Below are 13,866 nucleotides of genomic sequence, written 5' to 3' on the forward strand. Positions count from 1 at the left end.
ATATTCCTTATCAGTAGTTACAAACCAGGCCGGTCTGTCGCCAGCCTGTTACAGCCAGATTTACGCATTGCGCAGGTAGGGCGCGATAAGAGCCAGATCGGCTGGCGACAACCGATCTGGCGCAGTCTGGGCCTGGTGCCAGTAAGGGTAGACCAGCGGCGGACGACTGACTGCCGACAGCCTTTCGATTTCCTGATTGTTCAGCACCAGATTGGCGGCCTGGAGATTGTCTTTCAACTGGATATCTGTGCGCGCACCGATAATCACCGAGCTAACGACCGGCTGATTCAAGAGCCATGCCAGGGCCACCTGAGCAGCGGAGACTTGGCGTTCCTCCGCGATACTCACCAACACGTCAACGATATCATAGAGTGCATCCTGGTTATAAATCGGTGGCTCGTTCCATTCTTCAAGATGCCGGGTATTACCTTCGGGGGTTTGATTACGCCGGTATTTTCCCGACAGCAGTCCACCTGCCAGCGGGCTCCATACCATTACCCCCAGTCCCTGGTCGCGGCTGACCGGTAATAGTTCATATTCAGCTTCCCGCGCCTGCAAAGAATAATGGATCTGCTGACTCACCGGACGAATCAGATTCAGGCGCTCTGAAACACCCAGGGTTTTCATGATATGCCAGCCAGAGAAGTTGGACACGCCGATATAGCGCACTTTACCGCTGCTTACCAGATGATCAAGAGCAGACAAGGTTTCTTCCAACGGTGTCAGTCCATCCCATTCATGCAGTTGGTATAGATCAATATGGTCGGTCTGCAAGCGCTTAAGGCTGGCCTCGCAGGCGCGAATCAAATGGTGCCGGGAAGATCCCCGCTCATTGGGGCCATCGCCCATAGGAAAACGCGCTTTGGAAGCAATCAACACATTGTTACGTTTGGCTTTGAGCACTTCACCGATAATTTCTTCTGACGCGCCCTGGGAGTAGACGTCGGCGGTATCAATCAAATTGACGCCAGCCTCCAGGCAGATATCGATCTGACGCCGGGCTTCAGCTACGCCAGTGTCGCCAACTTTGGCAAATTTTCCTTTGCCGCCGAAGGTCATGGTCCCCAGGCTTAGAACAGACACTTTCAAACCTGAACGACCCAATTGACGGTATTCCATAGAATGAGTCCTCTCTTTATAGGTATAGGTGAGTAAAGGTATTCGTCGGATCTACATTACTGAGCATACAGTAACCGTGGGTAAAATGCCCAAGCCCCTAGCGCCAGCGCGGTAGACGATTCGGCAATCCTGTTGGACGCATGTCATAATCTGGCGCACTAATAGTGTAATTTTGCAGATTATCTGCACTAATTAAAGGCCGTATTGCATAGGACTTAAACGCGTTTCGCGATTATCATAGCATTGCTATGTTACTTGGTGCTTGGTGTACCCAGGCGATGAATTAATTACAACACATTACGCTAATTTTGATGGAGTAGTCCGCCGTTGAAAGTGACAGCGTCACAATAATTGCCCTGTATAATGCACTAGGAGCAAAACATGGCACCACATATACCGCTCTTTGATAATCCCTTCTCTCAGGCAAGCGATTTGCCCTATCAGGCCCCGCCATTCGATCTGATAAAAGAGCATCATTATGGTCCAGCAATTGAAGAAGGCATCAAGCGCTATTTGGCCGAGGTCGAGCAGATTTCACAATCCACCGCCGAGCCGGATTTTGAAAATACGTTTCTGGCAATGGAACAATCCGGCGATATGCTCAAGCGAGTACTCAGCGCCTTTTATGCGATGACATCGGCCAATACCAGCGATGGATTACAGGCAATCGAGGCGGTATATTCTGCAAAGCTGGCCGAGATGCAAGATGCTATTCGCTTGAATCCCATATTGTTTTCGCGTTTGGAAAAGGTTTATTCTCAGCGTGACAGCCTGGTTCTCAGCGCTGAATCCCACCGCTTGATTGAAGTCACGTTCCAGCAATATGAACTTGCCGGAGCCCGATTGTCCCAGGCCGTCAGGCAACAGCTTCAGGCGCTTAATCAGGAAGCCGCGACCCTCAGCACGCGTTTTCAGCAGCATTTGCTGACCGCCACGCGCGACGGGGCACTGGCCGTCAGTCGCCAACAGGATCTGGCGGGATTGAATAAGGCTGAACTGGCGGCGGCGGCCCAGGCGGCGGCTGATAGAGGACTTGAACATCAATGGATGCTGGTACTGCAGAATACCACCCAGCAGCCACTGCAGGCCAGCCTGTCTGATGCCGTTACTCGACAGGCGCTGTTTGATGCCTCGGTTAAGCGGGCAGAAAAAGGCGATGAAAATGATACGCGACCACTGATAGCCCGTTTGGCACAGATTCGTGCTCAGCAGGCTAAATTGCTGGGGTTTAAAAATTACGCCCAGTGGAAACTGGCCGACCAGATGGCGAAAACCCCTGAAGCGGCAATGGACTTTATGCGGCGTATTGTGCCGGCGGCAACAGCCCGGGCAATCGGCGAAGCCAAGGACATCGCCGACGTTGGTCAGCGAGAAAATCCGCACTACCACATTTCCGCCTGTGACTGGTCTTATTATGCTGAACAGGTGCGGAAAGAAAAATTCAATCTTACCGATGCCCAGCTTAAGCCCTGGTTTGAGCTTAACCGGGTGCTGGAAGAGGGGGTATTTTATGCCGCGCAGCGGCTGTATGGCTTACGGTTTACCGCGCGAGACGATATTCCGGTTTACCATCCGGATGTGCACGTCTACGAAGTTTTTGATGCCGATGGCACCGCCATTGCCCTGTTTTATGCCGATCTGTTTGCCCGGTCCAATAAAAGCGGTGGGGCATGGATGGGTAATTTCGTTGATCAATCGTCACTGCTTGGCACCCGCCCGGTCATTTACAATGTCGCCAATTTTCCCCGGCCGGCAGCCGGGCTGCCGGCATTACTCAGCTTTGATGATGTCATAACCCTATTCCATGAATTTGGCCATGCCTTGCACGGTATTTTTGCCAGCCAGCGCTATCCCAGCCTGTCAGGCACCGCCACCCCGCGGGACTTTGTTGAATTCCCCTCCCAGTTCAATGAACACTGGGCTGAAGAACCCACGGTTTTTTCCCATTATGCCCGCCACTATCAGACCAACGAACCGATGCCGGCAGCGTTGATTGAAAAAATCAGGCAATCATCAACCTTTAACAAGGGCTATGAAATGACAGAATTGCTGTCAGCCGCGTTACTGGATATGCACTGGCACCATATCGATGCCGCTGAGCCGCTCCAGGATATCAATCAATTTGAAGCCGCCGCGCTGTCCCAGGAAATAATTGATTTACCTTTTTTACCGCCCCGTTACCGTACAAGCTATTTCCAGCATATTTGGGGAGGAGGCTACGGTGCGGGATATTATGCTTATCTGTGGACTCAAATGCTGGCAGATGATGCTTATCAGGCGATACAGCAGCAGGGCGGATTAACACCTGAGAATGGACAGCGTTTCCGACAAATGATTTTGTCTAGAGGTAACAGTGAAGATTTAGCCAGGCTTTATCTGAATTGGCGCGGGCAGGAAGCAACTATTGAACCGATGCTTAAACATCGGGGCTTGAATATAGCGTAATCGCAGGCAAAAGGAAGGGCGAACGGGGAGCCTCTCCCCGCTTGCATCCGGGGGTTAGCGGCGGCCGCGCGAGTGCATATTGGCCGACCATTCATAGGTGGAGGATATATCCGGCTTGAGTTTCTTTTTCTTCTGCTCAGCCCTGGTTTTTTTGGCAATCACTTCCCGCTCGGCAGTCAGCTTGGCGATGTAATCATCTTTGATACGGTTGTTCTCACTGTTGGTCAATGGCCGACCGTGAGATTTTCTCGCCTGATCGAGCAATGTCTTGAGCTGGCGTTGCTCGCTTTCCGTCATATCTTTCTGCGTCAGCTTGGTAGTGGGCATGAGTTCGACCTTATTATGGAAAGGACTTCTATTGTAATGGAAAATCAACACTGACTCAGCAAAAAAACACCTGTCTTGTATCCTCATTCCTACAGTAACATTGCCCGTCATAAACGCCAAAGCAGCCACACAGCACATTCATTGTGACTCCATACCTTAGAAGTCTGGAGTCACAAACCCTTTGAACCTTAAGACCGCAGCTGGTAGGGTAGCGGCAGAAAAATCAGGACAAGGAATGGGTGAGCATGCCGCCAATACAAGGACTCGATAACGCCTCGGACAATGTAGGCCGTCATGTGATCAATTACCTGGATTCCATCAGGCAGGCCAAACTGCATGAGATGGATAACTTTGGTGATGACGGTACCGTGAGCCAGGTTATCAAATTGTGGATCAAGCTTTCATTGTTACTGACTCGCCGCCGGCCAGAGATTGCCGTTGCCTCGGTGGTCAATCATATCCTGCCCTATATTGGTAATGATCGGCTGGATGGTCTTAATCGGTTAACGCTAAACCGCATGTTTAACGCCTTACTGGCTGAAGGCAAAATTTCAGCAGCCAAGCGCACCTTCGCCTTGTCGAAACAATTTCTTAGCTGGGCGGAAAACCAAGGATATATGGCCAGCTCGCCTTTGTCGTCGATGAAACGCCGGGATGTAGGCGGCAATAATAAACCGCCACGGCAGCGGGTGCTTTCCGATGCTGAAATCTGGGTTTTCTGGCATGGGCTGGATCAATGGGCGCTTTCTGAACAATGTCGCTGGACGCTGCGACTTTGTTTAGTCAGCGCCCGCCGGCCTGATGAAGTGCTTAAGGCCAAGCGTGAAGAATTTATGCTGGAGCAGGGCATTTGGCACCAGGGTACGCGTAATAAATCCCAGCGCGATCATACATTGCCGATAAGCCCGTTAATGGCGCTGTGTATTCAACGACTGGATGCCGCCAATCACTGGGACAGCCCCTGGCTAGCCCCGTCACCAAAAGATCCTTCATCGCCATTGTCCAGAGGCGCCATTACCCAGGCGCTGAGAAGAATGATCCGTGATAAAAGCCAGTTTTCATTGCCGGCATTTACTCCGAGGGACCTGCGCCGTACCGCGCGAACCCGTTTGGCTGCGCTGGGCATCAGTAATGATGTAGCCCGTAAAATAATGAACCATGCCTTGGAGGGAATTGATCGTATCTATGATCGGCATGATTACCTGCCCCAGATGATGCAGGCGCTGACGGCACTGTCAGAGGAAATTTCCCGTATCATCCATCATGATAGCTACAGAGAAGTTAAACATCATTATGACGGGGTACCGCTCAGCATGCCGACAACGTCATTGTTACATACGATAGTTTAGTGAAACCGCAGCCGCGCGGTGAAAGCCGAAAAGGCGTCTCGCGCCTTTTTAAGGTTACCACGATGTAAAGTCAGCTTGTGCAAATAACAGCTTTAGCGTGGGATATGTCCAGAATGATAAGCGCCACCCTTCAAGCAGAGTGAGGCGTCTTGCGCGTGTACGCTTGATTTATTCAGGCGTACACACGCTGATACTCAGTAAAACAATTGAAGAATATAGTCGAGTATCAAAGAGGGCAGGGTAAAGTCGGGGTCAGCAAAGGTCACGCCATGCGCGCCCAATTGGGAGAAGATAGGCAAGGTCAACGCAGGCAACACGCAAAGAAGCAAGCCATTGATGCCGCTAGCGATCACCGCTCCACGGAAACCACCAGTAGCATTACCAAATATGGCAGCGGCCCCACCGGTAATAAAGCTTGCCATGATGCCCGGTACGATAATCGGTAATCCGATAAACGGGAATATAAATATACAGATAAGCTCAACAGCAAAGCTGATGAGAAACCCTATTAACGTAGCATTGGGAGCCTTGGTAAACAGCACCATAACGTCGACAGCAGGTACCGCGCCGGGGGCAAACACGCGGGCAAACCCTTTAAATGCCGGGACTATTTCAGCGGTAAACAAATTCACCCCAGCTTTGGCCAAATAAAGGCCACAAGCAAAGATAGCTGACTGCTCCAATATAAATATCACCACATTTTTATCAGCCGCGCCGGCACCATACACCAAGGTCATGGCATCTTTGATTTGCGGCTGGCTCGCGAAAATGCAGGAGATCAGTAGCAGTATCAGCATAGTCAATAAGGTTGCTATATTAGGCTCGCGAATGAAATCAAATTGACTACTGATACGAAGATGTTCCGTATCGGTTTTTTTGTTGCCGAACCATTTACCCATATAAGAGCCAATAACATACGAAGTAATGGCGGCATGGGAGATGGCGTATTCATTAGAACCAATAATTTCACGACTGAATCTGCTGAGAATATAAGGGGATACTGCCATGTAACAGCCGATCAGTATCGATGCAATAATTATCATCTGGTAGTTACTGAAACCAAACTGCATCAATACAGCGGTAAGCGCAAATGCCATGAATAAAACCAGATGCAGTGACAGGTAGATATACTTAAATCGGGTAAAACGCGCCAGTAAAATATTTAATATCATCGCAAACAACAGGATAAGTGCTGCAGTAGCACCAAGCTTGTCGATGGTTGCCGCCATAATAGCTTCATTGCTTGGGACTACCCCAATGATGTTAAATGCGTTGGAAAAGAGAGAGCTAAAGGCAGTAAGTACCTTCATTAAAATGCTGCCGCCGACTTTTATCATAGTAAAGCCAATGAACGACAAAAATGTGCCAGTAATGAGTCTTGAAACTGAGGCTTTTTGGAATAACAGACCCAAAAAAGCAACGATCGCAATGATTACAGCGGGTGTTTTTACTAACCCTAAAAGTATATCCATTCTGATGATCCTATGAAGTACTACTGTTCGATGCCAATTGATAGGCGTGTCATAAATTCAGTTTTACCCAAAATAGGGAAAGGATATTATCACTGCCCATCGAAAAGCAACTGATAAGCTCATCACAAAAGGAATAATGTTTTAATCTTTATAAAACAACGTTTCGTTTGAAATGTTTAAAAACAGTAATAAAAAATGGCCTCAGCTGTTAAACTGTTGTGAAGTTATTATTATAGTAGAGTGTCATTGATTTTTTTCTTTGCTATATCTTTTATGATTAAACCAAACTCATACAATGATTAATTTATCTCCATTTTTAATTAAAATAGTAATAACTTGGATGCAGTATTATCAGACCAATAAAATCTTATATAATGGAGTTCCTTTTCAAATGGCAAGCAACCATGTCTATCCAAACGTGGAACCAAATGAAAATTATATTCCTGCTTTTAGAAAAACAACACTTGAGCACAACAGTCAGTAAATCAAAAAATTGATTGGAGCTAATACGCAATGATTCCATCCATCCCAACATTAAAAAACTTCTTAACACCTTTTTTTCGTGGAGACGACCAAACGGCCACATTAACGATTGACCGAATAACAAATGAAACAGTTCCTGTTTACGATAATCAATGCATTTATCGTTATTTAGGTCACCTGTCATGGGTGGAGAATGACGCTTTTGCCTCACTGAATGCCAAGGTAGACTTTATAAATAAAACAGTGGCTGTAATCATGGAAAAGATTCCTTGGCGAGATATGCGTATTACTTTTATATCTTTAGGCTCGGCAGGATTATTAACCGAATTTTACATACATGATCAACTTAGAAAGTTTGGTTATAATAATTTGCATTGGAGAGCAATAGATATAGACTATCAAAACAACACATTTGATAACTGCCGCAAAGAATTTAGTCATAAAGTCAATGAGCAGTTTAGGGCATTTACCACCGAACAAACCTATCTCAAAAAATCAATGGGAGGCTATTTTCTTGCTCAAAATGATAGAGATCTCGGGGCCACAATCGTCTTATCCATTATTCCACCAACAGCATTGCCGAAAACTGCCAGTAAAGCAGATGATGTTTCTGGCTGTATGTTTATTAGAGGAAGACCGGTTAAGGACCCGATAAAAGCCAATGGGATTTATCTGCTGGTTACCAGCAACAAGTTCGCATCTTTACCCCATCAAGTATTAAAGGCGCTGGAATCAGGCGAGCAACTCGTGGCTATTGATTTTATGATGAAAGTTTCCCTAAACAGGGGAGGTTATACTGTGACTTTAAGCCCATCTGAGATGGGTGAAATTATAAAAAGAGATACAAAACCCTATCTGGACTTTCTTAACAGAACTTCTGCAGCGACTCAGCAAAAAATTACTCTGCTTAACATTGACAAAGCTCTAGATGTTTATCTTCAACATCTCCCAGGCAGTAATAAATGTGGTGAAAAATTTTTTGTTTCCGATTATGATGTAAGTGTTGACAATCTGCGTGACTATTTTAGTAATGGCGCTAACATTTCACTTTTTGCCTCGTTTGATAAAAATGAGCATTTATTCAGTAATCTTTGAAAATCGCGTTTCCCCGATGCCCAGGTTTATACCTCTGGGCGTTTATAGACTTTGACTGTTTGAATTGCTCCTATGCAGATCAGCATCAGTTGTGTTGAGCGGATAGGGGCTATTCATTGACAAAGGAAATATGGAAACCAATTGGTTTTTAAATGACGCTATTAACGTTAAAATCCAACTTTCACTCGAAGCGCGAGGGGTTGCTCTTGCGAATAACAGGACGGCTATGATGCCTCACACATCGAATGACCCGTTACATGGCATCACACTTGAGGCTATGGTAAATACGCTTGTCGGCCATTTTGGCTGGGACGAACTGGGCAAGCGTATCAACATCAATTGTTTTAACAGTGACCCCAGTGTCAAATCCAGTCTGAAATTTCTCCGTCGCACTCCTTGGGCAAGAAAAGAAGTGGAGACACTTTATTTATCCGTTATTAGCGTTAACAGCCCATGGGGCAAGCTGGGTGCTGGAGCCCAGCATAAGTAGCCTGCTTCTATTGATCCGCTAATCATTAATCTGGTCGCGCTGAACACTTTACGGCAACCGATGCTTGGTTTGCCGCCAGGTCAGACAGATACAATGCATGCGGCACAACTTTGCGGTGCCGCCAGCGCAGCATGCAGTGAGGTTAGTGTCTTCGCATTCAATGGAAATTGCGAACGCTGATAGTATGGTATTAAGCCTGTATAATCTAAGTGCGCATAATGTATATTATGTTAAATAAGATAAAGGACTGCGCACCAGACCTTTATTCTTCCTGTATCACGCCTCACCCGCCTCTTTGTCTCTGTCTTCGTCATAATGAATGGCCAGCCATATGGTGGTTTCATCAGGGTCTGTCCATTCGACACGGTGTCTGCATAACGACGGGATATTCACGAAGTCACCAGATTTCATGATCCGCACTTCTGTTTCACTTTCGATTTGCAAACCTGCCGAACCTTGCAGAACCAGCACCCACTCATTTTGCGGCTGACAATTCACGTAGCGCATCCATTTTTAACACGCTTAAAGGTTATAAACCGGCGTACGCCTTCTCGACTTTCGCCATGTATCTGGGTGCCTGCGCCGCAGGATGATACTGACGCACATGCCAGTTAAAGGCTTCCGGCGTCAGCTGGTTGATCATCTGAATGGCCGTTTGCCGGTTACTGGAAAAAGTTCGCAGTAACGCACCGGCGCCATTGGCATATGCGACTTCGGTGGCGTAACGCCGTGTCAGCGGATCATTGATCCAGTTTAGCTGCTGCCGTTGCAATGCGCTGATATAGGCGGTGCCCAAATCAATGTTGGTTTCCGGATCCAGTAAATCGTCATCATCAGGACAACCCCGTTTGCCTTTATAACGGTATGCGTCACAACCACTGGTCGAGGCTTTCAGTTGCATCAGGCCGATGGCATTTGAAGGACTGACGGCTTCCGGATTGAAACCGGATTCGACCTGAATAATCGCTTTAACAAGTTTACGATCGACTTTGTATTCATCAGCGGCATCCTCGATTTCATCATCAAAGGCATGCGTATCGTATTTTTTATAATGAGGTTTGCTGGAACAGCCAGCCAGAATCATCAGCATGATCAACATGCTGAATTGTAATGGTTTTTTGAATGTTAAAATCATGATCTTCCAAGGGTGATATGAGTAATTCTCCGCGTTGATAAGATACCGTTATCGTCGCTTCCGGTCATGCAGTAACGCGTATTTTTTGGCACTCGGCCTGTGCCAAAAATGCGGAATCCTGTCCAGGCGCCCTGCTCTTATGTCCATCCGCTGGCTGACGATGCTGATAAAAGCATCCAGCGGTTTGACTTATTTAATACAGAATGTATTTTTAATGCCATGAACACATTTCTGATTATCGTCCCCGACGGGGGCATGTTATTCGAAGCGGCAGGCATTGCCGATATTCTCATGCAGGCCAACCGTCTGTTGCCACCCGATGCGTCCAGTTCGCCGTATCAGGTCACGGTCGCGACGACGCAACCGCACCGCGTGGTACACGGCGTTTCCGGCCTGAATCTGCTGGCCGACCACCGGCTTTGTGACCTTGACCCGACGCTGCCCCGTGACACTATTATGATCACCGGCAAGGGTCTGACGGATGAAGAAGGCTCCGGCGTGGTTGACTGGCTGAAACAGGCAGCACCTTATGCCCGCCGCGTGGTGTCTGTTTGTGGCGGTGCCGTATTGCTGGCGAAAACGGGATTGCTGAACGGTCGCCATGCCACCACACACTGGCGATTGCTGGACGCGTTGCAGGCTAAATATCCGCAGATCGTGGTCGAACGCGGGCCGTTATATGTTCAGGACGGACCGGTCTGGACGTCCGGCGGCGTCAGTTCGGGGTTTGACCTCACCCTGGCTCTGGTTGAAGATGACCACGGTTTCAGCCTGGCCAGAGATGTCGCACAGGATCTGGTGATGTTTCTGCGGCGGCCGGGTGGACAGTCGCAATTCAGCCGCTATCTTTTAAATCAGGCCAGTGACGGCCCCATCCGCGAACTTCAGACATGGCTCATGCAGAATCTGACCGGTGACTTATCGGTCGAAAGCCTGGCAGAACGCGTGGCGATGAGTCCGCGAAACTTCACGCGGGTCTTCACCCGTGAAACCGGCATCACTCCCGCCAAATACGTGGAAGAAGCGCGACTGAGCGCCGCAAGACAACTTCTGGAACAGACGACGCAAAGCATCGGGCGGATCGCCCTTTCCACCGGCTTTGGTGGCGGTCTGAATTTGCGCCGTGTGTTTGAAAGAAATTTACAACTGACACCCAAAGAATACAGAGAACGCTTTTGTTCACGCATGTTGGCGTAAATTGATCTTTTATTGTCATTTACGCCATATCTCCTTCGGACTAAATTAATCGTAAGTAAGATAACCAAGGAGTTCATCATGGTCAAAGTAGGTATCAATGGTTTCGGCAGGATTGGGCGGAATGTGTTGCGCGCGGCACTGGGGCGTGATGACTTTCAGGTGGTGGCAATTAACGATCTTACCGACAGTAAGACCCTCGCGCATCTTCTGAAATATGATTCCCTGTCCGGCACCTTAAAGGCAGATGTTGAAGCGGGCGAAGGCCAGCTGCTGGTCGATGGCAAGGCGGTGCATGTCTTTTCAGAAAGAGATCCGGCGGCTATTCCGTGGAGCAGTGTCGGCGTGGATATTGTCATTGAAGCGACCGGCTTCTTTACTGAAAAAGCCAAAGCTGAAGTGCATATCACCAAAGGCGGAGCCAAACGCGTGATCATTTCCGCACCGGCCAAAAATGACGATATTACCATCGTGATGGGCGTTAATGACGGCGAGTACGACCCGGCAAAACACAAAGTGGTCAGCAACGGCAGTTGTACCACCAATGGCCTTGCCCCTGCCGCGCAGGTTCTGCATCAGACCTTCGGCATCGAGCACGGTCTGATGAACACCACACACGCTTACACCAACAGTCAGGCGTTACACGATCAGCCTGAAAAGGATTTGCGCGGTGCGCGTGCTGCGGCTGTTTCTATCGTGCCTTATTCCAGCGGAGCAGCTAAAGCCATCGGGAAAGTCATCCCCGAACTTGACGGACGGATGACCGGTTATTCCCTGCGTGTACCGGTTCCTGTCGTATCAATCGTCGATTTAACCGTGAACCTGAAACGTGAAGCGACGGTGGAAGAAATCAATGCCGCGTTCCATAAAGCTGCTGAATCCGGTCCGCTTAAAGGCATTCTGGGCTACAGCGAAGAGCCGTTGGTCTCGAGTGATTACCGTGGCGACCCGCGCTCTTCTATCATCGACGGGCTGTCTACGCTGGCGATCGGCGGCAAACTGGTTAAGATTTTAGCCTGGTATGACAATGAATGGGGCTTCTCAAACCGTCTGGTGGATCTTGCCCTGTTAATGGAAAAACGCGGTTTATAAGATCCTCTTTTCCTGCCAGAATAATGACAGACACCGCCGTATGGCGGTGTTTTTTTATGAATAGAGTTTGCCGGACCGGATATTGACTGCTTCAATCACATGAAGGATGACTTTTTTGCTTCAGTCAAAATAAGACAGAATTACCTCTGGAAATGTTGAACGCTGCTCTTACAAGCAGGACTATCCCCCCTGCTATAAGCAATGGAAATATCGACCGGTAAAGTAATGGCGTAATTTCCGTTTTGAGTATTACAGATAGAATCGTGCATAGAGATGCCACAGATATTGTAGAAAGATACTTTCGCTCACTGAGGTCTACCATACCGATCATTACTGCAAGGATATCAATCATTATGTTAAATAAGGCAGGCCGGATAGCTCCATCCAGCACCCATCCATGTTCAGCACTCTATCTCGCCGCTCTGTAATGCATTTCCCTTAGGCCTTCTCACGCTGTCAACGCGATTATCACTGCACGTCAGAGCGTAATTTATAACGGGTGCTTCTGCCACCCTCTCCACTTACGTTAAGCAACCCAAGTTCAACCATTTGACTGAGATGCCGCGTCGCCGTCGCTCGGCTGACTTTGGCCACTGCAGTGCCTTGGCTGTTATTAATACCCTCACCAAAATCACCATTCAGCCTGTGATTAACGACTTTTACTGTTCAGCATTGAGCGCCACTTGGACAAACTTATTCCAGTACTTCATAAGGATGAGTCCTTTTTTCAGCTACACACTGAAAGTCGACTGGTCGCTTAAGATTGAATAAAAAAAACTATTGCTGGGATTAAGATAGAGATAATTAATGCCCCCAGAATACTGAAGGTGAAACTCCCCAGCGACTCAAGGTTTTCGTCCGTTAAGGCATTTAGCTTCGCTATTGCCTCCTCTTGGTTGCCAGCTTTAATTTCCAGGGGATATTTTTCGAAACCTTCATTCCGTAGCCGCCGCATATCCGCTTGCGAAAGCGTGGTTTTACCGACCACTTTGGTGGTTGTTCCCTGGGTATAAAATACAAAAGTGTCCATTATCTGCTCTCCTCAGGAATCATCAATTCAGCATCAAAGCAAGAATGCTCCGAGTTAAGGCTGATGTACGTCAATACAATGGCATAATCCGCTATAGTGTGAAGTCGGATCACCAAACGCACAGAAGGAAGATACATTTTATGGTTATACGTTACTCCCTTGCCGCGATGACCACGGTAGTGGCTCTGACCGGCTGCGTGAAACAGCCAACAGCTGAAAACCCCACACCCGATTTTACAACCGGCTCGACACTGGTCACTGTGACGCATGTCCCAGCCCGCACCGCCGACGGTGCAACGGTATTCGTTACCGTTGATGGTGATGACGCGGGTGCACTGCCGATCGGCGAAAGCATGAATCTTCATGTTCCGGCGGGAAGCCATCAGGTTGGCGGCTACGCACGCTCTTTTATTGGTCGCGTTACTATCCCTTCCGTCGAAGTCACCACGACCCCAGCAGCCCCCAAACATATCGCTTACTCGGTTAACAAAAGCAAGCCGACATTCCTGGAAACACCCCAGGCGGCGCAACCTGAATCCCGCACTGCTGAGGCACCTCAAGGTTAAGTTGATCAAAGCCGCCCCCCTACATATATAGTGACAACGTCACATTTTGGAGGCATTATAGCACGGCAG

13 protein-coding genes are annotated in these 13,866 nt (G+C 48.3%); 7 read left to right on the plus strand and 6 right to left on the minus strand.

Annotation, left to right across the window (positions count from 1 at the left end; translation table 11 throughout):
* Positions 1–60: 60 nt before the first annotated feature.
* Complete coding sequence (locus EDC52_RS00675; RefSeq protein WP_131863344.1) at positions 61–1,119, minus strand: aldo/keto reductase; 1,059 nt, start codon at positions 1,117–1,119, stop codon at positions 61–63.
* Between the two features lie 381 nt (positions 1,120–1,500).
* Between EDC52_RS00675 and dcp the strand changes: the two genes are divergently transcribed.
* Positions 1,501–3,564 carry a peptidyl-dipeptidase Dcp gene (dcp, locus tag EDC52_RS00680; RefSeq protein ID WP_131863345.1) on the plus strand — a complete coding sequence of 688 codons (2,064 nt, stop codon included), beginning with the start codon at positions 1,501–1,503 and terminating at the stop codon, positions 3,562–3,564.
* A gap of 54 nt (positions 3,565–3,618) precedes the next feature.
* Here dcp and EDC52_RS00685 read toward each other — a convergent pair whose 3' ends face one another.
* On the minus strand, positions 3,619–3,891 hold the full coding sequence (locus EDC52_RS00685) for a DUF3811 domain-containing protein (RefSeq protein ID WP_131863346.1): 273 nt from the start codon (positions 3,889–3,891) through the stop codon (positions 3,619–3,621).
* 245 nt (positions 3,892–4,136) lie between these two features.
* Between EDC52_RS00685 and EDC52_RS00690 the strand changes: the two genes are divergently transcribed.
* Entirely contained in the window at positions 4,137–5,240 is a 1,104-nt protein-coding gene (locus tag EDC52_RS00690; protein ID WP_131863347.1) for a tyrosine-type recombinase/integrase, read from the plus strand.
* A gap of 194 nt (positions 5,241–5,434) precedes the next feature.
* On the opposite strand, the gene EDC52_RS00695 is transcribed toward EDC52_RS00690, so the two are convergent.
* Positions 5,435–6,712, minus strand: a complete 1,278-nt coding sequence (locus EDC52_RS00695) for a PTS ascorbate transporter subunit IIC (RefSeq protein WP_131863348.1) — start codon at positions 6,710–6,712, stop codon at positions 5,435–5,437.
* A gap of 513 nt (positions 6,713–7,225) precedes the next feature.
* Between EDC52_RS00695 and EDC52_RS00700 the strand changes: the two genes are divergently transcribed.
* Together EDC52_RS00700 and EDC52_RS00705 are read left to right on the plus strand one after the other, a co-directional pair.
* On the plus strand, positions 7,226–8,290 hold the full coding sequence (locus EDC52_RS00700; protein ID WP_131863349.1) for a hypothetical protein: 1,065 nt from the start codon (positions 7,226–7,228) through the stop codon (positions 8,288–8,290).
* Between the two features lie 226 nt (positions 8,291–8,516).
* Positions 8,517–8,780, plus strand: coding sequence for a VF530 family protein (locus EDC52_RS00705; protein WP_131864060.1), 264 nt, complete (start codon positions 8,517–8,519; stop codon positions 8,778–8,780).
* 276 nt (positions 8,781–9,056) lie between these two features.
* On the opposite strand, the gene EDC52_RS00710 is transcribed toward EDC52_RS00705, so the two are convergent.
* Positions 9,057–9,278, minus strand: coding sequence for a cupin domain-containing protein (locus EDC52_RS00710; RefSeq protein WP_230467921.1), 222 nt, complete (start codon positions 9,276–9,278; stop codon positions 9,057–9,059).
* Positions 9,279–9,309: 31 nt separating this feature from the next.
* Positions 9,310–9,915 (minus strand): transglycosylase SLT domain-containing protein, encoded by a 606-nt coding sequence (locus EDC52_RS00715; RefSeq protein WP_131863351.1) that lies wholly within the window; start codon positions 9,913–9,915, stop codon positions 9,310–9,312.
* 219 nt (positions 9,916–10,134) lie between these two features.
* Between EDC52_RS00715 and EDC52_RS00720 the strand changes: the two genes are divergently transcribed.
* Together EDC52_RS00720 and gap are read left to right on the plus strand one after the other, a co-directional pair.
* Positions 10,135–11,112 (plus strand): GlxA family transcriptional regulator, encoded by a 978-nt coding sequence (locus EDC52_RS00720; RefSeq protein ID WP_131863352.1) that lies wholly within the window; start codon positions 10,135–10,137, stop codon positions 11,110–11,112.
* Between the two features lie 78 nt (positions 11,113–11,190).
* Complete coding sequence (gap, locus tag EDC52_RS00725) at positions 11,191–12,201, plus strand: type I glyceraldehyde-3-phosphate dehydrogenase (RefSeq protein WP_131864061.1); 1,011 nt, start codon at positions 11,191–11,193, stop codon at positions 12,199–12,201.
* A 757-nt stretch (positions 12,202–12,958) separates the two neighbouring features.
* Here gap and EDC52_RS00730 read toward each other — a convergent pair.
* Complete coding sequence (locus EDC52_RS00730) at positions 12,959–13,231, minus strand: hypothetical protein (protein ID WP_131863353.1); 273 nt, start codon at positions 13,229–13,231, stop codon at positions 12,959–12,961.
* 140 nt (positions 13,232–13,371) lie between these two features.
* On the opposite strand from EDC52_RS00730, the gene EDC52_RS00735 reads away from it, so the two are divergent.
* Positions 13,372–13,797 carry a hypothetical protein gene (locus EDC52_RS00735; RefSeq protein WP_131863354.1) on the plus strand — a complete coding sequence of 142 codons (426 nt, stop codon included), beginning with the start codon at positions 13,372–13,374 and terminating at the stop codon, positions 13,795–13,797.
* Positions 13,798–13,866 lie beyond the last annotated feature (69 nt).

The sequence above is a fragment of the Biostraticola tofi genome, from assembly GCF_004343195.1.
In the GTDB taxonomy this organism is placed as follows: domain Bacteria; phylum Pseudomonadota; class Gammaproteobacteria; order Enterobacterales; family Enterobacteriaceae; genus Biostraticola; species Biostraticola tofi.

Excerpts from the sequence above, each read along its gene's own strand:
- EDC52_RS00720 (WP_131863352.1), top strand. The coding sequence starts at position 10,135 with ATGAACACATTTCTGATTATCGTCCCCGACGGGGGCATGTTATTCGAA.
- EDC52_RS00715 (WP_131863351.1), bottom strand. The coding sequence starts at position 9,915 with ATGATTTTAACATTCAAAAAACCATTACAATTCAGCATGTTGATCATG.
- EDC52_RS00685 (WP_131863346.1), bottom strand. The coding sequence starts at position 3,891 with ATGCCCACTACCAAGCTGACGCAGAAAGATATGACGGAAAGCGAGCAA.
- EDC52_RS00690 (WP_131863347.1), top strand. The coding sequence starts at position 4,137 with ATGCCGCCAATACAAGGACTCGATAACGCCTCGGACAATGTAGGCCGT.
- gap (WP_131864061.1), top strand. The coding sequence starts at position 11,191 with ATGGTCAAAGTAGGTATCAATGGTTTCGGCAGGATTGGGCGGAATGTG.
- EDC52_RS00705 (WP_131864060.1), top strand. The coding sequence starts at position 8,517 with ATGATGCCTCACACATCGAATGACCCGTTACATGGCATCACACTTGAG.
- EDC52_RS00735 (WP_131863354.1), top strand. The coding sequence starts at position 13,372 with ATGGTTATACGTTACTCCCTTGCCGCGATGACCACGGTAGTGGCTCTG.
- EDC52_RS00700 (WP_131863349.1), top strand. The coding sequence starts at position 7,226 with ATGATTCCATCCATCCCAACATTAAAAAACTTCTTAACACCTTTTTTT.
- dcp (WP_131863345.1), top strand. The coding sequence starts at position 1,501 with ATGGCACCACATATACCGCTCTTTGATAATCCCTTCTCTCAGGCAAGC.
- EDC52_RS00695 (WP_131863348.1), bottom strand. The coding sequence starts at position 6,712 with ATGGATATACTTTTAGGGTTAGTAAAAACACCCGCTGTAATCATTGCG.
- EDC52_RS00675 (WP_131863344.1), bottom strand. The coding sequence starts at position 1,119 with ATGGAATACCGTCAATTGGGTCGTTCAGGTTTGAAAGTGTCTGTTCTA.
- EDC52_RS00730 (WP_131863353.1), bottom strand. The coding sequence starts at position 13,231 with ATGGACACTTTTGTATTTTATACCCAGGGAACAACCACCAAAGTGGTC.